The following is a 25,537-nucleotide window of genomic DNA, read 5'->3' as shown; positions in this document are numbered from 1 at the left end:
GGCGTCGTGCGCGACGCCTCGTCCCGAAGGTCATCGTCGATGCAAATTCAGATTCACAAGGAAGTCGATGCGCGCGGGCTTATGTGCCCACTGCCCATCCTGCGCGCCAAGAAGGCGCTCGCCGATATGGAAAGCGGCCAGATTCTCAAGGTGCTCGCCACCGATCCCGGCTCGCAGCGCGATTTCGCCGCGTTCGCGAAACAGACCGGCAACGAGATCGTCGAAAGCTCCGCGCAAGACAAGGTGTTCACGTTTCTGATGCGGCGCCGCTAGGCGGTATCGAAGCGGTATCAGTCGCAATTGCGGCATCGCTGGCCGGCAACGCGGCCGGTACGCGAAAAAACTGCACACCGATGTAAAAAAGAAGGCGCTGGACCCAGCATCTGGGTCCAGCGCCTTGTTCGTTTCAGCCTTCGGTATTCGAGACTGATCAGCCTTCGAGAACCGGCGAACGGGTGCGCAGATACTGATCGAAATCGGCGGCCACTTCCGGGTGGCGCAGCGCGAATTCGACTGTCGCCTTCAGATAACCGAGCTTGCTGCCGCAGTCGAAACGCGTGCCGTGATACTTGTACGCGAGCACCTGTTCGTCGGCGAGCAGCGACTGGATCGCGTCCGTCAGCTGCAATTCGCCGCCCGCGCCCGGCTTGATCGAGCGCAGGTGCTCGAAAACTCGCGGCTTCAGCACATAGCGGCCCACCACGCCGAGGTTCGACGGCGCCACGCTCGGCTCCGGCTTTTCGACGATGCCCGACATCTTGATGATCGAGTCTTCCCACTCCTTGCCGTCGACGATGCCGTACGACTTGGTGTCTTCCGGCGGGATTTCTTCGACGCCGATCACCGAGCTGTGATAGTGATCGAACACCTCGATCATCTGCGTCATCACGGGCGGCGTGCCGTACAGCAAGTCGTCCGCGAGGATCACGGCGAACGGGTTGTCGCCGACCAGCTTTTCCGCGCACAGCACTGCGTGACCGAGGCCCAGCGCTTCAGCCTGACGCACGTAGAAGCAGTCGACGTGGCTCGGCTTGATGCTGCGTACGAGTTCGAGCAGCTTGGCCTTGCCGCGCGCCTCGAGTTCGGCCTCGATCTCATAGGACTTGTCGAAATGGTCCTCGATCGCGCGCTTGCTGCGCCCGGTGACGAAGATCATTTCGGTGATACCCGCCGCCATCGCCTCTTCGACCGCGTATTGAATCAGCGGCTTGTCGACGATCGGCAGCATTTCTTTCGGGCTCGCCTTCGTGGCGGGGAGGAACCGGGTGCCAAGACCTGCTACCGGAAATACCGCCTTCGTAACTTTAAGCATGTGAATACCCTGAGTCCTCTGGTTTAAGGCCCTGCCCGCCACTGTTGCGGCGGGCAGGGCGCATCGATCAGACCGGCAAGCGAGCCAGTTGTGCCTTCAGCTTGCCCACGGTGGTTTCGAATTCGGCAAGCCGCTTTTGTTCCTGTTCAACGACCGCGGGCGGCGCCTTGGCAACGAAGCTTTCATTTTTCAGCTTGCCGTTGCATTTGGCGATCTCGCCGGTGAGTCGCGCGATCTCTTTCGACAGGCGTTCGCGTTCGACCGCCACATCGATTTCGACCTTCAATACGAGCTTGTCGCTCCCTACGATAGCAATTGGCGCGCCATCTGCCTGCGCGTCGAGCGTGGCTTCGTCGGCGATGATCTGCACGTCGGACAAACGCGCCAATGCCTGCGCGTAAGGCGCGAAAGTGCGAAGGCGCTCGGCGTTGCCGGTCGCGAGCAGCGGTACCTTGACCGCCGGCGACAGATTCATTTCGCCGCGCAGATTCCGGCACGCATCGATGACTGCCTTGAGATCGGCCGCCCAGCGTTCGGCGTCTTCGTCGATCTTCGACGGTTCCGCGATGGGGTACGGCTGCACCATGATGGACGCTTCGCCTTCGGCCTTGCCTGCGGGATAGCGGCCGGCGAGCGGCGCCACTTTTTGCCACAACGCTTCGGTGATGAACGGAATCACCGGATGCGCGAGGCGCAGCACCGTCTCCAGCACGCGCAGCAGCGTGCGCCGCGTGGCGCGTTGCTGGTTCGGTTGACCCGTCTGGATCTGCACCTTCGCGAGTTCGAGGTACCAGTCACAGTATTCGTCCCAGACGAACTTGTATAGGGCGTTGGCCACATTGTCGAAGCGATAGTCGGCGAAGCCCTTCGCGACTTCGGCTTCGACGCGCTGCAGTTGCGACACGATCCAGAAATCGGCCGGCGAGAAATGCAGATGGCCGTCCGGCCCGCAGGTGCCGCAGCCCGACGCCTGGCCGAAGCCGCAGTCTTCGCCTTCGCAGTTCATCAGCACGAAGCGCGTGGCGTTCCACAGCTTGTTGCAGAAGTTGCGATAGCCCTCGCAGCGCGCGAGGTCGAAATTGACGTTGCGCCCGAGCGTTGCCATCGACGCCATCGTGAAGCGCAGCGCATCGGTGCCGAAGGCGGGGATGCCGTCCGGGAATTCCTTGCGCGTTTTCTTTTCGATCGACGCGGCCTGCTTCGGATTCATCAGCCCGGTGGTGCGCTTGGCGACCAGCGCATCGAGATCGATGCCGTCGACGATATCGATCGGGTCGAGCGTATTGCCCTTGCTCTTCGACATCTTCTGGCCTTCGGCGTCACGCACCAGACCGTGCACGTACACCGTGTCGAACGGCACCTTGCCGGTGAAGTGCGTGGTCATCATGACCATGCGCGCGACCCAGAAGAAGATGATGTCGAAGCCGGTCACCAGCACCGACGAAGGCATGAAGTGCTTCAGTTCTTCCGTTTCGTTCGGCCAGCCGAGCGACGAGAACGGCACCAGCGCCGACGAGAACCACGTGTCGAGCACGTCTTCGTCACGCTTCAGCGCACCGGTGTAGCCGGCCGCGGCGGCTTTCGCGCGCGCGTCTTCCTCGGTCTTCGCGACGAAGATTTCGCCGTTTTCGCCGTACCACGCCGGAATCTGATGACCCCACCACAACTGACGCGAGATGCACCAGTCCTGGATGTTTTCGAGCCACTGGTAGTACGTGGTGGTCCAGTTCTCCGGCACGAATTTGATCTGGCCGTTGCGGACCACGTCGAGCGCGGTTTCGGCGATCGACTTGCCCGGATTGAACGTGCCTTCCGGTGCCGGCTTGCTCATCGCGACGAACCACTGGTCGGTCAGCATCGGCTCGATCACGACGCCGGTGCGGTCACCGCGCGGCACCATCAGCTTGTGCGGCTTCACCGATTCGAGCGCGCCGAGCGCTTCGAGATCGGCGACGACCTGCTTGCGGGCTTCGAAACGGTCGAGGCCGCGATATTTTTCCGGCGCGTTGTCGTTGATCTTCGCGTCGAGCGTCAGGATTTCGATTTGCGCCAGCTTGTGGCGCAGGCCGACCTGGTAGTCGTTGAAATCGTGCGCGGGCGTGACCTTCACGACGCCGGTGCCGAACTCGCGATCGACGTAATCATCCGCGATGATCGGAACTTCGCGATTCGACAGCGGCAGCGTGACGGTCTTGCCGATCAGATGCGCGTAGCGCTCGTCTTCCGGATGCACCATCACGGCGGTGTCGCCGAGCATGGTTTCCGGACGGGTGGTGGCGACGGTCAGATGGCCGGAGCCATCGGTCAGCGGGTACTGGATGTGCCACAGGTGGCCGTTTTCTTCCTCGCTGACCACTTCGAGATCGGACACCGCGGTGAGCAGCACCGGGTCCCAGTTGACGAGGCGCTTGCCGCGATAGATCAGCCCCTGTTCGTACAGACGCACGAACACGTCGCGCACGGCAGCCGACATCTTGTCGTCCATCGTGAAGTATTCGCGCGACCAGTCGATCGACGCACCGAGACGGCGCACCTGATTCGTGATCGTCGAGCCGGACTGCTGCTTCCACTCCCACACGCGCTCGACGAACTTCTCGCGGCCAAGGTCATGGCGCGACACGCCTTGCGCATCCAGTTGCCGTTCGACGACGATCTGCGTGGCGATACCCGCGTGGTCGGTGCCCGGCACCCACAGCGTGTTTTCACCGAGCATGCGGTGATAGCGGGTGAGGCCATCCATGATGGTCTGGTTGAACGCGTGGCCCATGTGCAGCGTGCCGGTGACGTTCGGCGGCGGCAGCTGGATCGAGAAATCCTTGCGGTTCGCGTCGAAGGAGGGCGCGGCGTACGCGCGCTTTTCCCATTCCGGGCCCCAGTGGGCTTCGATGGTGTGAGGTTCGAAGCTCTTCGCGAGCGTCGACGGGGTGGAGCTCTGGGTGTCGCTCATTTCTGATTAAAAGCAGGCTTTGAGAGGCGGAGAATGAATGATTATAAGGGGCCGCCGGGGCAGAGGCATTTTTTGCCGGCCGGCGCCCGCGCGGGCCGGCCCGGGGCCGATTCATAAAGTCGCTTCATGCCGGCATCGGTGCAATTCGTTTGTCCCAGGGAATATAGCGCCATAGAGTTCAACGACCGCGACGACATCGGCCGGATCGATGCGTATCCAACGAACTTCCGCCGCGCGGCCGACTTATACCAATCCCTTGGAGACCCCCGCATGAAGGAATCATCCAGCGAGTTGCCCGACGCGGACGCAAGCCGCCGCCGATTGATGCTCGCGGGCCTCGGCTGTGCACTGACGCCGCTAGCCGCGTGCGTCGCCGATAAACAACCCGTGGCCGCCGGTACCGCCGGCGGTCCCATCGTCTGGTCCGGCATGACGCAGGCCGAACTCGACAAAGCCTATAACCAGACGGCTTACGCACCGAACGAAAGCCAGCTGATCGCGCGCTATCGCGAACGCAGCGACGATGCGCTGAAACGGCTCGGACAGCCGCAACGCGCGTCTTACGGCGCCACGCCGATCGAAGGCATGAACATCTTCCGGACCCGCGCGAAGAACGCGCCGGTTCACGTGTTCATTCACGGCGGCGCGTGGCGGGTCACCGATGCGCGCGACTACGCGTTTCTCGCCGAGATGTTCGTCGGCGCGGGCGTCAATTTCGTGTTGCTCGATTTCGCGTGGGTGCAGAACCTGAACGGCGACCTCGCCGCGATGGCGCAGCAGGTGCAGACCGGTATCGCGTGGGTCGCCAGGAACGCCGGGTCGTTCGGTGCGAATGGCCGCGAGATTTATCTGTCCGGGCATTCGTCCGGCTCGCATCTGCTGGCTGTCGCGTTGACGCAGGACTGGCAGGCGAAGTACGGCGTCGATCCGCGCGTCTTCAAACACGCGCTTCTGTTGAGCGGCATCTACGACCTGCAGCCGGTGCGGCTGTCGTCCCGGGGCAAGTACGTCCATCTGACCGACGCAACCGAAGCGCAGTTGAGTCCGGCTCGCCATATCGGCAGTCTCGTTTGTCCGCTGACGATCGGCTATGCGTCGCTCGACACGCCGGAATTCCAGCGTCAGTCGCGCGATTTTGCCGCGGCGGTCAATGCGGCCGGCAAGCCGACGCCTGTCGTTCAGGCGTCGCTGTACAACCACTATGAAGAGCTTGAAACGCTCGGCAACCCGTATGGGATCTTCGGACGTACGGCGCTGATGGAAATTGCCACGCGCAAGGGGTGAGGCAGCGCATTGCCACCGGGTGCGACGAGCGCGTCCGGTGGCATATGCCTGTCGTGACTGGATCACTGGATGACTGGAGACTCACCGTTACCGCCGCGGCTTTGCGGCAGCTTACGAGGTCGCGGCCTGAATGCCGGATGAACCCGGTTCGGCCGAAATCGGCTTGCGCGTCATCGTCAACGCGACGATCGCGCCGACTACGCACAGCGCACCAGCGATAACGAATGCCCAGTTATAGCTGCCCGTGGCATCGATAACGTAGCCGGTGGCGATCGGCGCGATCATGCCGAAGATGTTGCCGCCGACGACCACGAACGCCATGGCCTTCGCGACGTCTTTGGAACCCGGCAGCAGATCGTTCAGAAGCGCAAAGTTCAGAGACGTCGTCGACGCGATGCCGGTCAGCGTCACCGAGAACACCAGCAGAAGCGCCGCGAGATTGGTGGTGAAGGGCACGGCCAGGATCGCCGCGCCGGTCAGCATCGCCAGCGCGACCGCATTGCGGCGGCGGCCGGTTCCGATATCGCTCTTCTTCAGGAAGTGATCGCTCAGACGCCCGGCCAGGATGCACAGCACCACCGCCGCGGCATAGGGCACCGCGGCGAACGCGCCGGTTTTTGAAATGCTCAGATGGCGGCTCGCTTGCAGATAGCTGGGAAGCCAGGTCAGGAACAGGTACTGGGTGTACACGTTGCAGCCCTGCGTGAGCGCGAGCCCCCACAAGGTCGGCGAACGCAGCAGCGCGAGCAGGCCGGACGAAGCCGCGCCGGTGTCCGTTGCCTGTGCCGGAGCCTGGACGGCGGGTACGGACTCGCGTTCCCGCAGAATCTTGTCGCGTTCCGCGGCCGACAGCCACTTCGCCTTGTCCGGCGAGTTGAAGAACAGCAGCCACGCGGCCAGCCAGACGAAGCCGATGCAGCCCGCCACGACGAACGACGAACGCCATCCATACACGGCGACGAGCGCGCCCAGGAAGGCGGAACAGATGGCCGGCCCGGCATACGAGCCGCTATTGAACATCGACGTGACCATGCCGCGTTCCGTCGCCGGAATCCACTGGCGGATCACCTTCGCGCCGACCGGATTGCTGACCGCCTCACCGCCGCCCATCACGAGACGGGCGACGAGCAGGCTCGTGAAGTTCGATGCCGCGCCGGTCAGCACCGTTGCCGCCGACCAGATGAAGATCCCGGCGCCCGCCATCCGCTTCACACCGAAGCGGTCGACGAGGATGCCCATCGGGATCAGAAAAAGCGCGTAGCTCCAGATGAACGACGAGAACAGATAACCCATGCCGACGGCGGACAGCTTGAACTCCGTTGCGATCGGCCTGGCCGCAATCGACAACGCGATGCGGTCCATATAGTTGATCGTTGCCAGGGTGAACAGGAAGACTGCAATCCAGCCTCGTCGATACGACATGGTTGTCTCTCCGAATATTCAGCGTGCCGGTCCGGGCGCTCGTGTTGTCCGCAAAGTTCGTCCGCAACGGGGCGCTGACTGGGCAAGCGGTCGTGCCGCGGCGTCGGTCGTCCCGTTATTTGAGCGTTTTGTAGACAAAAAACGCACATTAAATTTCAACCTGGCCTGCGTTGCCGTGCAGCGCTACCGTGCCGAATCACTTATTTGCCTGCTCAACCTACGAGCTAGCGTCTCCGCACTTCGACCTTATCAGACTCGATAGTGCTTTTTATAATCATAGAACGCATAATCTGGCGCGTGCAACAGCGCGCCGTGCCGGTTGGTGAAAACACCTACGGAAGCAGCGTGCTCGCGCGCGGCGGTGCTATCCCCCGCTGAAGATGATGCAGACCGGGCTGCCGGTTTCAATGACCTGACCGGTCGGTTCGAGTCCGGCGGGCGTCACGTCGAACTCGACGATGGTGTCGGAGCGCTCGTTTGCCACGAACAGGTGCCGGCTCTCGGGGTCGAGGCCAATGAAGCGCGGGAAGTCGCCGAGGCACGCCGTCCAGCCAATGTGGCCCGGCATTCCGGATTCATCCAGTGCAATCGTCGCTACCGTATTGCTGCCGCGATTCGACACGAAAAGCTGCTTCGCGTCGGCGGTGATCACGATTCCCGCGGCGCTCGAATCGCCTGCGAAATCCGGCGGCAAAACCGAAACCGTATGGATCGGCGTGAGCTTTCCTGTGCCTGCGTCGAAGCTCCAGACGGTCATCGTGGAGTTCAATTCGTTCGCGACGTAGATCAGCGGCAGAGTGGGGTGGCAGGCCGCGTGGCGCGGGCCGGAGCCGGCTTCCCACGCGTGGCTGACGACTTCGCAGCTACCGTCCGGCAACCACCGGATCGCGGCGACGGAATCGATGCCCTTGTCCGGCACGATATGCCAGTCGGTGTCGGCGAACGACGTCCGGTAGCGCGAGATGTGATGCGGATGGGAGCCTTTCTGCTCGCTCGATCGGGGGCCGGGGACGCCGGTGAAGGTCACTACGTCGTTCGATGTGCCGAGGCTGCCGTCCGCGTTGACGGGAATTCTCGTCGCGTTGCCCGTCGCATAGTTGGCGACGTTGAGCCAGCGCTCGTCCGCGGAAAACGCCAGATGCACGGGGTTTCTGCCGTTGCACGAGACGGTGTTCACGTGAGTCAGCCGGCCCGATTCACGGTCGACCCGGAAGCTGCTCGCTTGCCCGCCGTCGCCGTGCACCGTGTACAGGAAGGTCCGAGCCTCGTTCATCGTCAGGAACGACGGATTGTCGAACGTCGGAAACACGTCGACGAAGGTCCACGCGCCAGTGCGCGGACAGATCCGGTACAGCGCGATGCCCTTGCCGCGCGCGTCGCGCTCGCGGGTCGTTCGGCATCCAACATAGGCGAATTTCTGAGACATGTTTGCTCAACCTCATCGAGACATCGACTGCGAATGTTGCCGCACAGAAGTGCATTCTATGATTATAAAAAGCGAATAAACAAGTCTAGGCGCGTAGTTTCCTTATTGGCATTGACCCATAGCACCCGGAATCGGAAAGGGATACGGCTGTGGATATGGCAGAATCGTTAGCGGACCCCACGGGGCACAAAAGTGCACTCGCCGCCCCTGTTGAGGCAATTTCAGCCGCCGCCTGCCCGTCTCGAACGATGTCATTGACCCCTTTGCAAACCCGCGTGACGCGGGAAATCATCTCCCTCGCCCGTCGCGACGACATGGCCGAAGGCGAACGCCTGGCCGAGTCGGTGCTTGCCGAGCGTATCGGCACGTCGCGCACGCCGGTGAATGTCGCGCTGAAGTACCTGGCCGATATGGGCGTGCTGGTGCACGACCATAATCGCGGCTACTTCCTTGCGAAGCCGGCGCGGGAACTGAACGACGTCGCCCAACAGTTTTCCGACGAGCCGGATGAGCCGCTCTACTTGCAGATTGCCGAAGACCGGCTCGCGCGCCGGCTGCCCGATGTCATTTCGGAGGCGGATCTGATGCGGCAGTACGGGGTCGCGCGCAGTGTGCTGCGCAAGGTGCTGTCGTTGATGCAGCAGGAAGGCTGGCTGGAGCGGCAGGTGGGCCACGGCTGGCAGTTCCTGCCGATGATCGATTCGGTCGAGGCTTATGAGGAAAGCTATTTCTTCCGCGCGGCGATCGAGCCGGTCGGCGTGCTGTCGCCGTCGTTCAAATGCAACCCCGCCGAGCTGGCGCAGCTGCGCCGGCGCCAGCAGTACATCGTCGACGGTGGTTATCTGACGATGACGTCGATCGAGCTGTTCGAGGCGAACAGCGAACTGCATGAAACGATCGCGAAGTGGTCGGGTAACCGCTTCATCTTGCAGTCGGTGCGGCGCACGGACCGGCTCAGACGGCTCGTCGAGTATCGGCAGGCCAAGGCTCGAAAGCCGCGGCAACAGCAGGCGATCGAGCATCTGGCGATTCTCGACGCGATCGCTGCTCAGGACCTGCTCAAGGCAGCCGGCCTCTTGCGAGAACATCTCGAAGGCGCGCGGCGCGCCAAGACCCGCTCGGCCGAGATGTTCATGAGCGATGTCGAGCAGGAGTAGAAGCGGGGCGCGGATCCGGTTTTCTGGTGATGGGTTGTCTTTTCTGGACACTAAATGCTTAAAACGGAAGAGGCGACCCGGCGCTCTCTATTGCCGTAACGCCTGCTTGCAGCAGCATGGCGCGGTGAAATCCGTAAAGCCGTTTGGTGCGGGTCGCGTTGCTTCGGAATACGGCGCGGCCTGTATTGCATTCTATGGTCACTAAAAGCTATACTCCGTTCGAACAGCATCAGCTGGCTTTAACTCAGGCATCTGTTTGACCGGGAGATTTCATGCCGTATCTCGTTGAGGCGGAAGGGTTGAGCCGATTCGGCGAAGCCGTTCTCGAATCCTTGGGCGTTCCTGCCGCCGATGCCCATCTGCTGGCCGACAGCCTGGTCGTCGCGGAACTATGGGGACATTCGTCGCATGGCATGCTCCGTCTGCCCTGGTACGTCGATCGTCTGCGTAGCGGCGTGATGGCCGCGCAAACGAAGCCGGAACTCGTCGTCGACAACGGTGCGATTGCCGTAATGGACGGCCACCACGGCATCGGTCAGGTGCTGACGGCGCAGGCGGTCGAACTTGGCGTCGCGCGTGCCCGTCAGTTCGGCGTGAGCGCGATCGGCGTGCGCAATTCGAATCACTTCGGCACCGCCGCCTACTTCACGCGCAAAGCCGCGGAGCAAGGCTGCGTCGCGATTCTCGCCACCAATGCGAGCCCCGCAATGGCGCCTTGGGGTGGTCGTGAGAAAGCCGTCGGCACGAACCCGTGGTCGATCGCCGCGCCATGCGGTGAGCGCGGCGTTGCCGTGCTCGATATCGCCAATACGGCGGTTGCGCGGGGCAAGATCTATCTGGCGGCCGAGCGCGGTCAGCCGATTCCCGAAGGCTGGGCAGCCGATGAAAACGGCGTGCCGACCACTGATTCCGCCAAGGCTATCCACGGCATCATTCTGCCGATGGCCGGCCACAAGGGTTACATCATCTCCTTCATGATGGACGTGCTCGCCGGCGTGCTGACCGGCAGCCACTTTGGTTCGAAGGTGGTCGGTCCGTACGAAGCCGACAAGATTTCGGGCGCGGGACACATGCTCATCACGATCGACGTGAAGTCGATGATGCCCGCCGATGAATTCGAAGAGCGCATGAAAGCGCTGATCGACGACGTCAAGTCGGTGCCTACCGCTCACGGCGTCGACGAGATTTTCTTTCCCGGGGAAATCGAGGATCGCAATAGTGCGCGTCTGCGCGAGTCTGGGATCACGCTCGCGAATAACACGTGGCAGAGCATGCTGAAGCTGGGTGCTGAATCGGGGGTTGTGCTGCCTGAAAACAGGGTGGTCTGACGAGCGCTTGCAGGCGGGGGCTTGAAGACGGGTTGCGTTGCTTTGTTGCTTGTTGCGCGGCAAGTGCGTGAAGGTGAAGTCGACAGGTTCGTTGCCGCGATCAACGCGGATCAAACCGGGTCTTTGCGTCTCATCGGTACGAAGCCCACTTGCAGACCAAAGAGCTTTGCGACGTTGTTCAGCGATTCGACGGTCGGATTGCCCGTGCCGCGCTCGATGTCCTGTATGACCCGGCGGCTCACACCTCGGTGCGTCGCAAATTCCTGCTGGGTCAGCCCGGTCATCTTGCGCATCGCCTTCATGGCTTCGGCGATACTCATGTCGCCACGCTCGATTGCTTCATAGAAGGCACGGCGCAGTGCGTTCTGCTCATCGCGGGTGGGTGGGTTCCGACGGGGCATCAGATGTCTCTGGCGTTAAAGGGCTTGCAGCTGTCGGACCTGCATATCGATGGACTGTGTCAGGAACTCGATCACGTCATGATCGACACCTTGCGCATCCATGACATCGGGCAGGTGTTCGATCTGGGCGGCGAAGCGACTCAATCCTGCGGCGAGCATCGGGCGCTCGTTATCCGCTACCGGTAGCGCCGCCAGCACATCGGCCCATTCAGTCAGCTCAACCTGCGTATCGGGTCGATACCACCTGAGCGTTCGCGCGATTCCTTCGGGGTCGAGGTACATCGGAGCGAAGTCGAACAGAGGCGTGAGCCGCACGTGACCATCGACCACCTGTACCGCGGTATTGCGCGCGTGATTGTCGGTATTGCGCATGGCGAGATTGAGCACGTCGCGTTTGATGAATTCGAGCGTTTCCGTTGCGGGATCGGTCACGACGCCGCGGATCCCGCTCACGACTTCGAAAAGGCTCGGGCGCCGATCGAAGCCCGGGAGCCGCAGAATCGACGCCATGCTTTCCTGATGGAGGCGCACGACTTTTCCGTCGCGCGCGATGCGGTCAAAGCGCGGAATCAGCAAAACATTGCCGTGAAGAGTCGGCAAATCCGCCGATGTGCGGATACCGAGCGCGGCAGCCACGCGCATATACGCCGCTTCATTGCGCAAAACCTTGCTATCCGCGTCGCTCTTTCCGCGCGGCAGTTTCGCGATGAAATGCTGGGTCGCGTCCGCATCGGGCAGAACTGCATCGCCGTGCAGCAACCCCTCCCGGTCTCTCGTCAGCAGATACTTCGGCGCAGCGCCCTGGACACCCGTGGTACCTGTGCCGAGCATTCCGTGTAAGCGCATTCGCTCGCTGAATTCCGCGCTGCGCCCGACCACATCGTCGATCGTCAGACCGGGCATCCCGCGGGCATCCGGATGCCGGGCTACGTGCTTGTCGAAATAATCGACCGCCTCGGCGACACGGATGCGGCCAACCGGATTGAAGGCGCCCGCGCAGATCAGCGGAAAGTCAGCGTCGGGACCATCCGCTAGCTGCATTTCGCCCAATAGAAAACGGCGACCGGCCCCTTGGGGAACGAGATCGTAGAGGAAGGCTGGCATGGTCCGGGCCGTACGGATGTTCATATCCACGGGCTCGGCAAGCGATAGCGGCGCGTGCGTGTGCTCGACGGCGTACATCACCAGGTAATTCCACTGGCAAAGTTTATTGTCGAAGTCGACCTGCGCGCAGTCGATCCAGCTATCGTCGAGGAATATCTGCAGCGTGCAATCCATCAGGCAGCTCCTTGTGCTTCATAAATGTAGCACAATACGGCGATGGCCTGCTTATACGCTTCTTATAAGTGCTTTATAGGCTCTATCGAGAATCCCGGTACCCGCGGTGTTTCTAGCTGCGGTCCCGCACGGAGAACGCGTTAGTCGCGCGATAAGAACACAGGAAAACGCCGTCACCGCGGCAATCATGACGACCCCCAAACTCCGTTTCCCGCCATTCCAGATCAACCGAACAACCAGAAAAGCCCTCTCACCGCCCCGGCATATAATGCCGTCTGACCTGCCGTTCCCACGAGAAAATGCCTGAGCTCCTCGCCAATCTGAACCCCGAACAACACGCCGCCGTTACGCTTCCGAATGAGCCCGCGCTGATTCTCGCGGGCGCCGGCAGCGGCAAAACCCGCGTTCTCATCACCCGCATCGCGTGGCTCATCCAGCACGGTCTCGCGTCGCCGGCGACCGTCCTCGCGGTCACCTTTACCAATAAAGCCGCGCGCGAAATGATGGCGCGTCTGTCGGCGCTGCTGCCGATCGACACGCGCGGCATGTGGATCGGCACCTTCCACGGTCTGTGCAACCGCATGCTGCGCGCGCATCACCGCGACGCCGGTCTGCCCGCCACGTTCCAGATTCTCGATACCGCGGATCAGCTGTCGGCGATCAAGCGCCTGATGAAGGGCCTCAATATCGACGACGAGAAGTACCCGGCGAAAAATCTCCAGTACTTCATCAACAACGCGAAAGAGCAGGGCCTGCGCCCGAAAGACGTCGACGCGACCGACAACTTCAACCGCAAGTTCGTCGAACTGTACGAAGCCTACGATCAGCAATGCCAGCGCGAAGGCGTGGTCGATTTCCCCGAGCTGCTGCTGCGCTGTCACGAACTGCTCGCGCACAACCCGCCGCTGCGCGCGCACTATCAGGCGCGCTTCAAGCACATCCTCGTCGACGAGTTCCAGGACACCAACAAGCTGCAATACGCGTGGCTCAAGCTGCTGGCGGGCGAGCACAATGCGATCTTCGCGGTCGGCGACGACGACCAGTCGATCTACGCCTTCCGCGGCGCGAACGTCGGCAACATGCGCGACTTCGAGCACGAGTTCAACGTGCGTCATCTGATCAAGCTCGAGCAGAACTATCGCTCGCACGGCCATATTCTCGACGCCGCGAACCAGCTGATCGCGAACAACTCGCGGCGCCTCGGCAAGAATCTACGCACCGACGCCGGCCACGGCGAACCGGTGCGCGTGTATGAATCGGCGACCGATTCGCAGGAAGCCGGCTGGATCGTCGAAGAGATTCGCGCGCTGATCAACACCGGCCTGTCGCGCAGCGAAATCGCGGTGCTCTATCGCAGCAACGCGCAGTCGCGCACGATCGAGCACACGCTCGTGAACGCGGGTATCGCGTATCGCGTGTATGGCGGTCTGCGCTTTTTCGAGCGCCAGGAAGTCAAGCACGCGCTCGCGTATCTGCGCCTGATCGACAACCCGAACGACGACACGGCGTTCGTGCGTGTGGTCAATCTCCCGACGCGCGGCATCGGCGCGCGTTCGCTCGAACAACTGGCCGACGCGGCACGTCTGTATAACTGCTCGATGGCCGCCGCCGTGCCGTATGTGGCCGGCAAGGCCGGTTCGAGCCTCGCGTCGTTCGCGAACCTGGTCGGCAAGATGCGTGCGGAAACGCAGCAGATGAGCCTGCCGGAAACCGTCGAGTACGTGATTCGCGCGAGCGGTCTCGCCGAGTTCTATCAGAACGAGCGCGAAGGCCAGGACCGGCTCGAGAACTTGCAGGAACTCGTCAACGCGGCCGCCGCATTCGTCAGCGAAGAAGGCTACGGGCTCGATACGCCCGCGCGCTCGATCCCGCTGCGGCCGGGCGCCAGCGCGGCGCCCGAACTCGCTGTCGCGACCGACGACCCGAACACGGTCGTGCTCGACGCCCCGGGCATTGCCGATCCGGCGCAGAACCCCGACACGATGACGCCGCTCGCGGGCTTCCTGTCGCACGCGTCGCTCGAAGCCGGCGACAACCAGGCGCAGGCCGGCCAGGAAGCCGTGCAACTGATGACGGTCCACGCGGCGAAGGGGCTCGAATTTACCGCGGTGTTCATCACCGGTCTCGAAGAGGGTCTGTTCCCGCATGAGAACAGCGCGATGGAGTCAGACGGTCTGGAGGAAGAGCGGCGCCTGATGTACGTGGCGATCACGCGCGCGAAAGAACGGCTTTATCTGTCGTTTGCGCAGAGCCGGATGCTGCACGGTCAGACCCGCTACAACATCCGCTCGCGCTTCTTCGACGAACTGCCGCAGGAAACGCTCAAGTGGCTGACGCCGAAGGTCGAGGCGGGCTCGCGCTGGGGCGGCCGCTCGGACAACGCCGGTTATGGGCGCGACTGGTTCGCGCGGCCGGGTTATGGCGGCGGTTCGGCGACGACGGCATCGGTGGCGTCCGCGCCGGCGCCGGCCTTCGCGAACGAGCAGCGCGCGGCGGACACCGGCTTCCGGGTCGGCCAGCAGGTGTTCCACACGAAATTCGGCGAAGGCACGATCATCGCGCTCGAAGGTAACGGCACCGACGCGAAGGCGCAGGTCCGCTTCAAGCGGCACGGCGAGAAGTGGCTCGCGCTGGCGGTCGCGAAACTGCAGGCGGTCGAATGAGCACACCCATGAATATCACTCACAGCGCGCCGCGCCCGCTCGGCATTCTGGCCGCGTTGCCGCAGGAACTCGGCGATCTGATCGAAGCGATGCGCGCGGAGTCCGGCGTGCAGACCGTCACGCACGGTCAGCGTGACTATCACGTCGGTACCGTGCACGGCACGCCGTGCGTCGTCACGCTCGCGCGCGTCGGCAAGGTCGCGGCGGCCGCGACGGTCAGCGCGCTGATCCATGCGTTCGATGTCGAAGCGGTCGTGTTTACGGGCGTAGCCGGTGGCGTGGGCAGCGAAGTGCGGGTCGGCGACGTGGTCGTCGCGAGCACGCTGATGCAGCACGATATCGACGCGTCGCCGCTGTTTCCGCGCTTCGAGGTGCCGCTGCTCGGCATGTCGCGTTTTGCCGCCGATACGACGCTCGCCGACCGGCTCGCGGCCGCGTGTGAGCGTTTCGTCGCCGAAGAGGGCGCGGCCTGCGCGGCGCATTTCGGCACGCACGCGCCGCGCGTGCATCGCGGGTTGATCGTCAGCGGCGATCAGTTCGTCGCGAGCGCGGCGGCCGTCAACGCGTTGCGCGACGCGTTGCCTGACGCACTCGCGGTCGAGATGGAAGGCGCGGCGATCGCGCAGGTCTGCTATGAGTACGGCGTGCCGTGCGCGGTCGTGCGCACGATCTCCGATACCGCCGACGATCACGCGCCCGCGTCGTTCGTGTCGTTTCTGACGGAGATCGCGGGCACGTATTCGAATGCGATTCTGGCGCGGTTTCTTAAGGGGCCGGGCGCGGCGGGTTGATCCTGCTTGGCGCCGCGGTATCCAGTTATCGCCTTATTTCGTTTCATTCGTTCCCGCCGCCGCCCAGTGCGTCGCGCACCAGTTGCAACGCCGCCGGATCTTCGATCGTCGGCAGATCGCCCGGATCGCGGCCCTCGGCGAGTGCCGCGATCGCGCGGCGCAACAGCTTGCCGGAGCGTGTCTTCGGCAACATCGACACCACCACCACGCGCGCGGGCCGCGCAATCGAGCCCAACTGACGGTCGACCGTCGCCGCCAGTTCGGCGCCCAGCCGGGCGCGCTCGCTCGGGTCCGCATCGGCCTGCGCGCCGCGCAGCACGACGAACGCCATCGCCACCTGACCCTTGACCGGATCGGTCACGCCGACCACCGCCACTTCCGCGACGGCCGCGTGGCTCGACAGTGCTTCCTCGATCTCGCGCGTGCCGAGTCGATGGCCGGCGACGTTGATCACGTCGTCGGTGCGGCCGAGGATCGTCACGTAGCCGTCCTCGTCCTGCACGCCCCAGTCGAACGTCGAATAGACCTGCTGGTTCGGCACGCTCGACCAGTAGGTGTTGACGAAGCGTTTGTCGTCGCCCCACACGGTCGACATGCAACCTGGCGGCAGCGGATAGTCGAGCGTCAGCACGCCTTTTTCGCCGACCGCGCACGGCTCGCCGGTCAGCTCGTTGCGCAGCGTCAGGCTGTAGCCGACCGACGGCACGCCCGGCGAGCCGAGCTTGGTCGGCAGTGCCTCGATGCCGCGCGGAATCGCGAGCATCGGCCAGCCGGTTTCGGTCTGCCAGTAGTTGTCGACGACAGGTTTGTTCAGCGCGCCGGCGATCCACGCGGCGGTCGGTTCGTCGAGCGGTTCGCCGGCCAGAAAGAGCGTGCGCAGACTCGATAGATCGGCCGCTTTCAGCAGCGCCGGATCCTGCTTTTTCAGCACCCGCAGCGCGGTCGGCGCGGTGAACATCAGGTTGATCCGGTGCTGCTCGACGAGCCGCCACCAGATGCCGCCATCCGGGCGAATCGGCGTGCCTTCGTACATCACGGTGGTGAGCCCCGCGATCAGCGGCGCGTAGACGATGTAGCTGTGGCCGACCACCCAGCCCACGTCCGAGGCCGTGAACATCGTATCGCCGGCCTTGCCCTCGAAGATGTACTCCATCGATGCCGCGAGCGCGACCGCGTAGCCGCCGACGTCGCGCTGCACGCCCTTCGGCTTGCCGGTCGTGCCGGACGTGTACAGCACATACGACGGGTCATTCGATTCGAGCCATTCGCACGGCACGTGCACATCGAAGAACTGCTCGCGCAGCGGCTCGTAGGCGACGAGGTAGGGCGCGTTCAGGCGCGCGGGCGCGAGTTGCCGGTCGATCAGCAGCACGTGCGGCGTTTTGTGCGCGGCGCGCGAGAGCGCTTCGTCGACGAGCGGTGTGTAGTCGATTACCTTGCCGGCGCGCGCGCCGGCGTCGGCGGTCACGATCAGCACCGGCTTCGCGTCGTCGATACGGGCCGCGAGATTGGGCGCCGCGAAACCGCCGAACACGACCGAATGAATCGCGCCGAGACGCGCGCACGCGAGCATCGCGAACATCGCTTCGGGGATCATCGGCAGATAGAGCAGCACGACGTCGCCGCGCTTCACGCCGAGCGAGCGCATCACCGCGGCCATCCGGTTGATTTCGGCATACAGCTCGGCGTACGTGTAGCGCCGCTCGATGCCGGTTTCGGTCGACACGTAGATCAGCGCATTCTGCTGCGCGCGCTCGGCGAGATGGCGGTCGACCGCGTTATGACAGAGATTCGTGCGCCCACCGACGAACCAGCGCGCGAACGGCGGCTTCGAACGGTCGAGCACGGTGCCGAACGGGGTATGCCAGTGAATCCGCCGCGCTTCGTCGCCCCAGAAGGCTTCGGGATTGTCGATCGAACGGCGGTGGAAATCGCGATAGCGGGTCATCGGCGGCGATCCTTGTACGACGTGAAGGGGTGGGTTCAGGTCAAACAGGCGTGCAAATTTTGCGCCCGGTGCGGCGCGGGTGATCGCACAAGCATAGTCATGCGGGGTGGTGGGGACAACGCGGGTTGACCATAGGCGGTGCTGGCGCGCTTTTTTTGATGGATGTGGTTTTGGTTGTTGTTTTTGTTGTTTTGGCCTTTTCCTGATTTGCTTTTGGTCTATTAGCGTTGCCCCTGTGCGGGGCGGCACCTACTTTCTTTGCGGCTGTGCAAAGAAAGCAGCTTTACACCGCCAATTCTTAAGTGGGTCCCCTGGCTTGGAGGGGGTAGTGGTACATCTGGAGTCTGTGCTCCCGCACACTCCGCGTCTTTGACAAAGCCGTCATCCGCACCCACTCCGCACTACGTGCGTCGCGGACGGGTATGCCTGGGAAACCAGTGGGGGTGGCCGCGCAGCGGGCGCCATCGGCTGCGCCTCGGCGACAGGCTTGAACAACCGATGGTTTTTGAACGGGGTTACGGCGCGCGCAGCGCCGCCGGAAGAATGACGGCCTTGTCACTGCCGTCGAATGTGCGGGGGCACGGATTCCAGATGCACCACTACCGGTGATGTACCGAGGTGCCCACTTATGAGCTGGCGGTGTAAAGCTGCTTTCTTTGCCTACTTTCTTTGCAGCCGCAAAGAAAGTAGGTGCCGCCCCGCACAGGGGCAGCGCTAATAAACCAGAAGCAAATCAAGAAAAGACCAACAGCAAATCAAGAAAAGGCAAAAAACCAAAAAGCAAAAGGCAAGAAACCAACCATCAAGCCTTAGCGCGATGCCCCTCCACATCCGGCAGCAACACCGTCAGCACCCCGATCAACGGCAGGAACGAACAAACCTTATAAACAAACGCAATACTCGTCGCGTCAGCAAGCTGCCCGAGCACAGCGGCACCCACCCCCCCCAGCCCGAACGCAAAACCAAAAAACAGCCCGGCAACCATCCCGACCTTGCCCGGAATCAACTCCTGCGCATACACGAGAATCGCCGAGAACGCCGAGGCGAGCACGACGCCGATCACGACCGTCAGCACGCCGGTCCAGAACAGGTTCGCGTACGGCAGCAGCAGCGTGAACGGCGCCACACCGAGGATCGATACCCAGATCACGTACTTGCGGCCAACCTTGTCGCCGATCGGCCCGCCGATCACCGTGCCGGCCGCGACCGCCGCGAGGAACACGAACAGATGGATCTGCGCGGCCTGCACCGACAGATGGAACTTGTCGATCAGATAGAACGTGAAGTAGCTGTTCAGGCTCGCAAGGTAGAAGTACTTCGAGAACACCAGCAGCACGAGCACGCTCATCGCCATGATGACCTTGTTGCGCGGCAGCGTCGCGTGTGTACCCTGGCCGCGTGCCTTCTTCACCGACGGATGACGCTTGTACCAGCGGCCGATCTGCGTAAGCACGACCATCGCGACGAGCGCCGCGGCCGAGAACCACGCGATGCTGCGCTGGCCATGCGGAATCACGATCAACGCGGCGAGCAGCGGCCCGAGCGACGAACCGGCGTTGCCGCCGACCTGGAACAGCGACTGCGCGAGCCCGTGACGGCCGCCCGACGCCATCCGCGCAACCCGCGACGATTCCGGATGGAACACCGACGAGCCGCAGCCCACCAGCGCGGCGGCAATCAGCAGCACGCCGAAGCTCGGCGCGACCGACATCAGCAGCAGGCCGGCGAGCGTGAAGCCCATGCCGACCGGCAGCGAGTATGGCTTTGGATGCTTGTCGGTATAGGTACCGACGAGCGGCTGCAGCAGCGACGCGGTGATCTGGTAAGTCAGCGTGATGAGGCCGATCTGCCCGAACGACAACGAGAAGTTGTCCTTGAACATCGGGTAGATCGCGAGAATCAACGACTGGATCATGTCGTTGAGCAGGTGCGAGAAACTGATCGCACCGAGCACGGAGTAGACCGTGCGTTGAACCTTGGCGGCCACCGGCGCGGCGGCGGACGCTGCCGCCGTACCAGTGCCCGTGGCGGATGCGCCGGCGAGGGCGCCTTTATCGAGGCTGGTTTCCATACGCGAGAAGAAGGGTCAGGGCAAACAGTGACGATTAAGAAGCGGCGAAAAATCGGCGGAGATCGGTGTCCGCGGGCGCCTCGTAAGCGTCTGCAGGCCGATCTGACAACGCGCCGCGGCATTTAGTCGCGGCGCGTTGTAAGTAATGAGTCGAAGTTTAATGTGGCTTGAGAAAACTGTGCAGACAAGTTTTGTCGCGAATCGGACATGGGGACCGATGCGTGTGCGTCCACGCCTGACAGCGAGTCGTCCTGTCAATCCGGTCATGCCTTTTTTGGCCATATTTTTGGCCGGGATATAAAGCGTGCGCGGTCGAGCGGCAGCCAGGCCGGGCATTGCCGCCATCGGGCAGGCGGCATTCAAGAACGCGGACATTTCTGCCGTAGACCGAATAGATAGCCGGTCATGCCGGAACCGACCTTTCCGGCGGGTTTATATGTGGGGACGGGGACTATGAAAGCAGTGGCGCGAAGCGGCGGGGACGGCGCGAATGTGCTGGGCAACGGGTCCATCAATGGAGCAACGCGGGCGGCGCCGGGTGGCACGGCGGCCGGCAACACCCGGCATCGCACCGCGGCGACGCTCAAAGGTCTATCGGTCAAGGCGACGCTGCGCGTTGCGTTCACGGTGTTGCTGCTCGGCACGCTGCTGATCGGTGTGTTTTCTTTGCTGCAGATCGGCCGGCTGAACGCGTCCGCGCAGTCGATCTACGATCAGGGCCACGTCGCGAGCCGCGCCGCCGAAGAAGCGCGTGGCGACCTGCTGCGCGCAAGCCGCGCGCAAAAGATGCTGCTCACCGCGACCACTGCGAAGGAGCGCGACGAACTCGGCGCCGACATCGAGCACGGCATCGCCGATCTCGGCGAGCAACTGCGCACGCTGCAGCAATACATCGACAAGTCGGACCCGAAGGCGCTCGGCGAGCAGAAAGCATTTGCCGCGGGGGTGGCGACATGGAGCACCCATCTGCGCGACTTCGTCACGCTGATCAAAGCGCAGCCGCTTGATCTGTCGCAGATGAACTGGCAGGTCGGCACCCAGGACGTGTCGCTGCTGGTCGAAACCGGCAAGCTCGAAAAGCTCGTCGACGAACTCGTCGCGCAGCGCGGCACCGCCGCGAAGGCGACAATCGCGGCGTCCGGCTTTATCTACCATTCGTCGTTCGTGATGATCGCGGTGATGACGCTCGCGCTGATCGTGCTCGCATTCGCGATCGCCGCGTGGGTCGAGCGGCGGCTCACCAGGCAGCTGGGTGGCGAGCCCGCCTACGCGAAGGAAATCGCGAGCCGCATCGCGGCGGGGGATCTGTCGAACCGCATCGCACTCGGCGGCAAGGACCGTTCGAGCATGCTGTTCGCGCTGTCCGACATGCAAAGCGGACTCGCGACCACGGTGGCCGACATTGCATCGACCGCGGATGCGATCGCGACCGCGTCGGGGCAGATTTCGATGGGCAATCTGGACCTGTCGCAGCGTACCGAGCAGCAGGCCTTCGCGCTCGAACGCACCGCGCACAGCATGGAGCAGTTAACCTCGACGGTGCGTCAGAACGCCGACAACGCAAAGCAGGCGAGCACGCTCGCGAACAATGCGTCGGAGATCGCCGAGCAGGGCGGCGCGGTCGTGAACCGCGTGGTTGCGACGATGAACGAGATCAACGACAGCGCGCGCAGCATCGGCGACATCATCGGCGTGATCGAGGGGATCGCGTTTCAGACCAATATCCTCGCGCTGAACGCGGCCGTCGAGGCGGCGCGCGCGGGCGAGGAAGGGCGCGGCTTTTCGGTGGTCGCGGCGGAAGTGCGCAACCTCGCGCAGCGCAGCGCGGCGGCCGCGAAGGAAATCAAGGCGTTGATCCAGACCTCGGTCGAGCGTGTGGGTAACGGCTCGGCGCTGGCCGCGGACGCCGGTCAGACGATGGACGAAATCGTCAAGGCGGTGAAGCGCGTGACCGACATCATGGGCGAGATCTCGGCGGCGTCGTCGGAGCAGAGCGCGGGCATCGAGGCGATCAATCTCGCGGTCACGCAGATGGATGCCGGCACGCAGCAGAACGCCGCGCTGGTCGAAGAGGCGACCGCCGCGGCCCGCTCACTCGACGATCAGGCGCGCGGGTTGAAGGCGATGGTGGGGAAGTTCAGGCTCTCGGCTTGACCGCCTCCGGCCGCACGACCACCGTGCACGTTGTGCCCGCCGCGAGCATCACGTCGCTCGGCACCGAATCGATCTTCACGCGCACCGGCACGCGCTGCGCGAGCCGCACCCAGTTGAAAGTCGGGTTCACGTCGGCGAGCAGTTCATGGCTTTGCGGATTGTCGCGGTCGTAAATGCCGCGCGAGATGCTTTCCACGTGGCCTTGCAGCGTGCCGCCGCTCATCAGCTTCACCTCGGCCTTGTCGCCGATACGCACGTGCGGCAGCTTGGTTTCCTCGAAGTAGCCGTAGACCCAGAACGAATGGCTATCGACGATCGCGAGCTTCGCCGCGCCCGCGCTCGCGTAGTCGCCGCGGAACACCGACAGGTTCGTCACGTAGCCGTCGACCGGCGACACGACGCGCGTGCGTTCGAGGTTCAGCTTCGCGGCGTCGAGCGCGGCAAGTGCCTGCTGATATGAGGCTTCGGCGGCGGACGCGGTGTGCGTCGCGTTTTCGCGGCTTTCCTTCGATACCACCAGCGAATCCATATCGGCGCGGCGCTGCGCGTCGTCGCGCTTCATCTGCAATTCGGCTTTGCGCGCGGCGACCGCCGCCTGCGCCTGCTCGACCGCGATCTGATAGTGCGACGGATCGATCTGCATCAACAGATCGCCCTTCTTCACGAGCTGGTTGTCCTTGACCGGCAGATCGACGATCGCGCCGGATACATCGGGCGCGACGTTGACGATTTCGGCGCGCACGCGACCGTCGCGGGTCCACGGTTCATCCATGTAATGGACCCACAGCACGCGGCCAATCAGTATCGCGACGATGAAAATGATGGCTGTCGCGATGAAGCCCACAAGATTTCGGATGGTCATGATTCGACTCTGATCAACGGTAAACGGCGAGGCCGAGAAGGCCGCACACGGACACGAGCAAGCTGGCCCGGAACAGGGATGGATGCCACACCACGCGATACAGGCCCGTATAGGCGATCACGCGATCGAGCGCCCAGGTGAGCGCGGCGCCCGCGATGAACAGCAGCACGATGGCCGGCACGTACGCATCGAGCACGGCGATATCACGTGGCATGGGCAACTCCTTCTTTTTCTGTTGACGTACCGCTGCGTCCGTCGGGTTCGGTGTGTTTGTCGTGTTCACCCCTCGCCGACGCGAGCGGCGACTGCGGATCGAGCAGCGCGGTACGGATGAAATGCAATTGACTGAGGATGCGCAGCAACTGGTGCCGCTCTTCGCGCGCGGGCGAGAAGTCGGCCATCAGCTGCTGCACTTCGGCGATCGCAGCGGCGGTCGCCGCGAGCGCGCTCGCGAAACGGTCTTCGCGCGGCCGCTCGAACTGCGCGGCGAGCGCATCGAGCAGCGCGCGCAATGCGATCCGCCACGGCGTCGTTTTGCCGTAGCGCGCGTGCGACGGCAGCGCCGCCACTTCGCGGCGCAGGTCGATCACCGCATTGCCGACTTCGAGCACCGAGAACAGCCAGCGCAGCGTATCGCGCTTGATATCGGGTTCATTCGGCGACAGCGCATTGATCTGGAACATCAGATCGCGCGCGCCGCTCTCGAAGCGCGAGCGCACGCGGGCGAGGCTCGCGCGGCCGGCGAGCACGACCTGGCGACGCAGATCGAAGAGCAGGCGGTTGCGCAGCCACGGCGTCGACGGCGGCAGCAGCACCGCGAACGCGACCGACGCCACCAGCATCGACAGCACCAGTGCGAGCGCGTCGTTCATGAACGAGCTCGGGTCGTAGTGCATCACGTTGTCGGGACCCGCGAGGAAGCAGAAGAAGATGCAGTAGCCGACGCCGTAACCGGCGAGCAGCGGACGTGTGGTCATGAATACGCCGAGCAGCAGGAACGGCGTCAGCGCGACGCACAGCATCACGAAGCCGTCGACGTGCGGAAACACGCCGAATACCGCGATCAGGCCCATCAGCGTCGCGAGGATGGTGCCGCCGGCCATCTGGAATACGGTGCGCTTCGGATCCGGCGCCGACGATGCGAGCGCGCATACGGCCGCCGCGTTCAGCGTTAGCGTCGCGCCGCTCGGCCACGCGGTCGCGATCCAGAATGCGCCGAGCACCATCATCACGATGGCCGCGCGCACGCCGGCGACGCCCGCCGCGATGCCATTGGTTTTCGGCTCGTAGCGTTCGATCCAGCGCTCGCGCGCATGCGTGTCGACCGCGAGCGACGCGTAGGTGGCCGCGTAGGCGTGCAGGTCGTCGATGAAGCGGTACAGCAGCTCGGCGGCCGTGTCGAAATCGAGCAGCGGCGCGTCGGCATGCGTTTCCAGTTCGGCGCGGGTCGCGCGCACGCGCTTCGGCAGCTCGGCCTTGTACGTGTCGAGCTGGGCGGCAGCGTGCGCGGCGTCGGTCGCGGAGAGCACCGGTTCGCCGGATTTCGCGAGCAGCGGCGCGATCTCGCGGAAGTACGGTTCGAGCGCGGCGATCGCGATGGCTGAGCCGTGGGTGTTTTGAGTACCGCCGGTGTCGCTCTCGTCGCTCCTGGCGCTCTCGCTGTTTGCGCGCAGGCGGTTCATCAACTGATGCAGCGCGTGAAAGCGCGTCGACGCGGTCATGAACTCGCTGTTCAGCCGCGCGAGACGCCCGCCGCGCATACGCGAATCGGGGCCTTCGAACACGGCGATGCTGCGCGCCGCCTCGAAGCCGACGATATCGGCGACGAAGCGCGCGTTGGTCGCCTCGATCCGAGCGCGGTCGTTACGACCGGCGAGCGACGCCGACACGTATTCGACGAACGCAGAGAAGCGCGCGCGCACGGTGCCGCGCATCTGCATGCCGGCGAACTGCGGAAACACGAGCCCGCTCACCGCGCCCGCGCAGATGATGCCGATCACCACCTCGGCGACCCGCGTGAGCGCGCTCAGAAACGCGCCGTCCGGATGCTGCGACGCGGGGATGCCGATCAGCGCGGCGGTATAGCCGGCCAGCACGAAGCCGTACGAGCGGAAGTTGCGGTTCCGCGCGGCACCGGCAGTGCAGATGCCGACCCACAGCGCGGTCGAGATGATGAACAGCTCCGGTTGCTGCGCGAACAGGCCGAGCAGCGCGAGCATCACGACGAGGCCGACCAGCGTGCCGCAGATCCGGTAGAAGCTCTTCGCGAACACCGCGCCGCTTTGCGGCTGCATCACGATGAAGACGGTCGTCATCGCGGTGCGCGGCTGCGGCAGGTCGAGCTTCATCGCGATGCCGAGCGCGAGAAAGCACGCGGCGAGCGCCTTGAACAGGTAGATCCACGTGAGGCCGTCGGTGCGCGCCCATTCGGTGGCGGCTTCGTAGAGGGCTGCGAAGGAAGCCGGGCGTGGGGTAGTGGAGGGCGTAGACATG

17 protein-coding genes and 1 pseudogene are annotated in these 25,537 nt (G+C 63.7%); 7 read left to right on the top strand and 11 right to left on the bottom strand.

The genetic code is table 11. From position 1 onward, the window contains the following. Window positions 1-45 precede the first annotated feature (45 nt). Window positions 46-273, top strand: a complete 228-nt coding sequence (locus L0U82_RS12030) for a sulfurtransferase TusA family protein (RefSeq protein ID WP_075301700.1) — start codon at window positions 46-48, stop codon at window positions 271-273. A gap of 157 nt (window positions 274-430) precedes the next feature. Here the strand turns inward: L0U82_RS12030 and galU are convergent, their stop codons facing one another. Together galU and L0U82_RS12020 are read right to left on the bottom strand one after the other, a co-directional pair. Continuing rightward, window positions 431-1,312, bottom strand: a complete 882-nt coding sequence (gene galU, locus L0U82_RS12025) for a UTP--glucose-1-phosphate uridylyltransferase GalU (protein ID WP_233831236.1) — start codon at window positions 1,310-1,312, stop codon at window positions 431-433. Between the two features lie 67 nt (window positions 1,313-1,379). After that, window positions 1,380-4,259, bottom strand: coding sequence for a valine--tRNA ligase (locus L0U82_RS12020; RefSeq protein WP_233831234.1), 2,880 nt, complete (start codon window positions 4,257-4,259; stop codon window positions 1,380-1,382). Between the two features lie 270 nt (window positions 4,260-4,529). On the opposite strand from L0U82_RS12020, the gene L0U82_RS12015 reads away from it, so the two are divergent. Continuing rightward, window positions 4,530-5,543, top strand: a complete 1,014-nt coding sequence (locus L0U82_RS12015; RefSeq protein ID WP_233831231.1) for an alpha/beta hydrolase — start codon at window positions 4,530-4,532, stop codon at window positions 5,541-5,543. Between the two features lie 111 nt (window positions 5,544-5,654). On the opposite strand, the gene L0U82_RS12010 is transcribed toward L0U82_RS12015, so the two are convergent. Beyond that, window positions 5,655-6,965 carry an MFS transporter gene (locus tag L0U82_RS12010; RefSeq protein ID WP_233831228.1) on the bottom strand — a complete coding sequence of 437 codons (1,311 nt, stop codon included), beginning with the start codon at window positions 6,963-6,965 and terminating at the stop codon, window positions 5,655-5,657. Between the two features lie 364 nt (window positions 6,966-7,329). After that, on the bottom strand, window positions 7,330-8,391 hold the full coding sequence (locus L0U82_RS12005; protein ID WP_233831225.1) for a lactonase family protein: 1,062 nt from the start codon (window positions 8,389-8,391) through the stop codon (window positions 7,330-7,332). A 248-nt stretch (window positions 8,392-8,639) separates the two neighbouring features. Here L0U82_RS12005 and L0U82_RS12000 point away from each other — a divergent pair, with 248 nt between their 5' ends. Together L0U82_RS12000 and L0U82_RS11995 are read left to right on the top strand one after the other, a co-directional pair. After that, entirely contained in the window at window positions 8,640-9,548 is a 909-nt protein-coding gene (locus L0U82_RS12000) for a GntR family transcriptional regulator (RefSeq protein WP_233831222.1), read from the top strand. 272 nt (window positions 9,549-9,820) lie between these two features. Further along, a complete protein-coding gene (locus L0U82_RS11995) occupies window positions 9,821-10,876 on the top strand; it encodes an Ldh family oxidoreductase (RefSeq protein ID WP_233831219.1) in 1,056 nt (351 codons plus the stop codon). A gap of 110 nt (window positions 10,877-10,986) precedes the next feature. Here L0U82_RS11995 and L0U82_RS11990 read toward each other — a convergent pair whose 3' ends face one another. Further along, window positions 10,987-11,196 carry a helix-turn-helix domain-containing protein gene (locus tag L0U82_RS11990; RefSeq protein WP_233831216.1) on the bottom strand — a complete coding sequence of 70 codons (210 nt, stop codon included), beginning with the start codon at window positions 11,194-11,196 and terminating at the stop codon, window positions 10,987-10,989. 96 nt (window positions 11,197-11,292) lie between these two features. Then, complete coding sequence (locus tag L0U82_RS11985; protein WP_233831212.1) at window positions 11,293-12,555, bottom strand: type II toxin-antitoxin system HipA family toxin; 1,263 nt, start codon at window positions 12,553-12,555, stop codon at window positions 11,293-11,295. Window positions 12,556-12,854: 299 nt separating this feature from the next. Between L0U82_RS11985 and L0U82_RS11980 the strand changes: the two genes are divergently transcribed. Together L0U82_RS11980 and L0U82_RS11975 are read left to right on the top strand one after the other, a co-directional pair. Then, window positions 12,855-15,218 carry a UvrD-helicase domain-containing protein gene (locus L0U82_RS11980; protein WP_233831210.1) on the top strand — a complete coding sequence of 788 codons (2,364 nt, stop codon included), beginning with the start codon at window positions 12,855-12,857 and terminating at the stop codon, window positions 15,216-15,218. Continuing rightward, the gene (locus L0U82_RS11975; protein ID WP_233831208.1) at window positions 15,215-16,009 is read left to right on the top strand and encodes a 5'-methylthioadenosine/adenosylhomocysteine nucleosidase; all 795 of its coding nucleotides are present in this window, start codon (window positions 15,215-15,217) and stop codon (window positions 16,007-16,009) included. Before L0U82_RS11980 ends, L0U82_RS11975 begins: the two co-directional genes overlap by 4 nt. 43 nt (window positions 16,010-16,052) lie before the next feature. Here the strand turns inward: L0U82_RS11975 and L0U82_RS11970 are convergent, their stop codons facing one another. Together L0U82_RS11970 and L0U82_RS11965 are read right to left on the bottom strand one after the other, a co-directional pair. Beyond that, entirely contained in the window at window positions 16,053-17,957 is a 1,905-nt protein-coding gene (locus L0U82_RS11970) for a propionate--CoA ligase (protein ID WP_233831206.1), read from the bottom strand. Window positions 17,958-18,759: 802 nt separating this feature from the next. Next, a complete protein-coding gene (locus L0U82_RS11965; RefSeq protein ID WP_233831204.1) occupies window positions 18,760-20,028 on the bottom strand; it encodes an MFS transporter in 1,269 nt (422 codons plus the stop codon). A 453-nt stretch (window positions 20,029-20,481) separates the two neighbouring features. Between L0U82_RS11965 and L0U82_RS11960 the strand changes: the two genes are divergently transcribed. Next, the gene (locus tag L0U82_RS11960) at window positions 20,482-22,182 is read left to right on the top strand and encodes a methyl-accepting chemotaxis protein (protein WP_442793614.1); all 1,701 of its coding nucleotides are present in this window, start codon (window positions 20,482-20,484) and stop codon (window positions 22,180-22,182) included. Here the strand turns inward: L0U82_RS11960 and L0U82_RS11955 are convergent. From L0U82_RS11955 to L0U82_RS11945, 3 genes and pseudogenes are all read right to left on the bottom strand, one after another. Then, a complete protein-coding gene (locus L0U82_RS11955; RefSeq protein WP_233831199.1) occupies window positions 22,166-23,044 on the bottom strand; it encodes an efflux RND transporter periplasmic adaptor subunit in 879 nt (292 codons plus the stop codon). The genes L0U82_RS11960 and L0U82_RS11955 overlap by 17 nt on opposite strands. Before the next feature lie 13 nt (window positions 23,045-23,057). Continuing rightward, a complete protein-coding gene (locus L0U82_RS11950) occupies window positions 23,058-23,258 on the bottom strand; it encodes a DUF1656 domain-containing protein (RefSeq protein ID WP_233831197.1) in 201 nt (66 codons plus the stop codon). Continuing rightward, window positions 23,248-25,533 (bottom strand): annotated as a pseudogene (locus L0U82_RS11945) (FUSC family protein); the annotation flags it as partial. The gene L0U82_RS11950 and the pseudogene L0U82_RS11945, both read right to left, overlap by 11 nt. Window positions 25,534-25,537 lie beyond the last annotated feature (4 nt).

It is taken from the genome of Paraburkholderia sp. ZP32-5, assembly GCF_021390495.1.
GTDB lineage: Bacteria > Pseudomonadota > Gammaproteobacteria > Burkholderiales > Burkholderiaceae > Paraburkholderia.
This window is presented reverse-complemented; position numbering and strand designations above follow the sequence as displayed.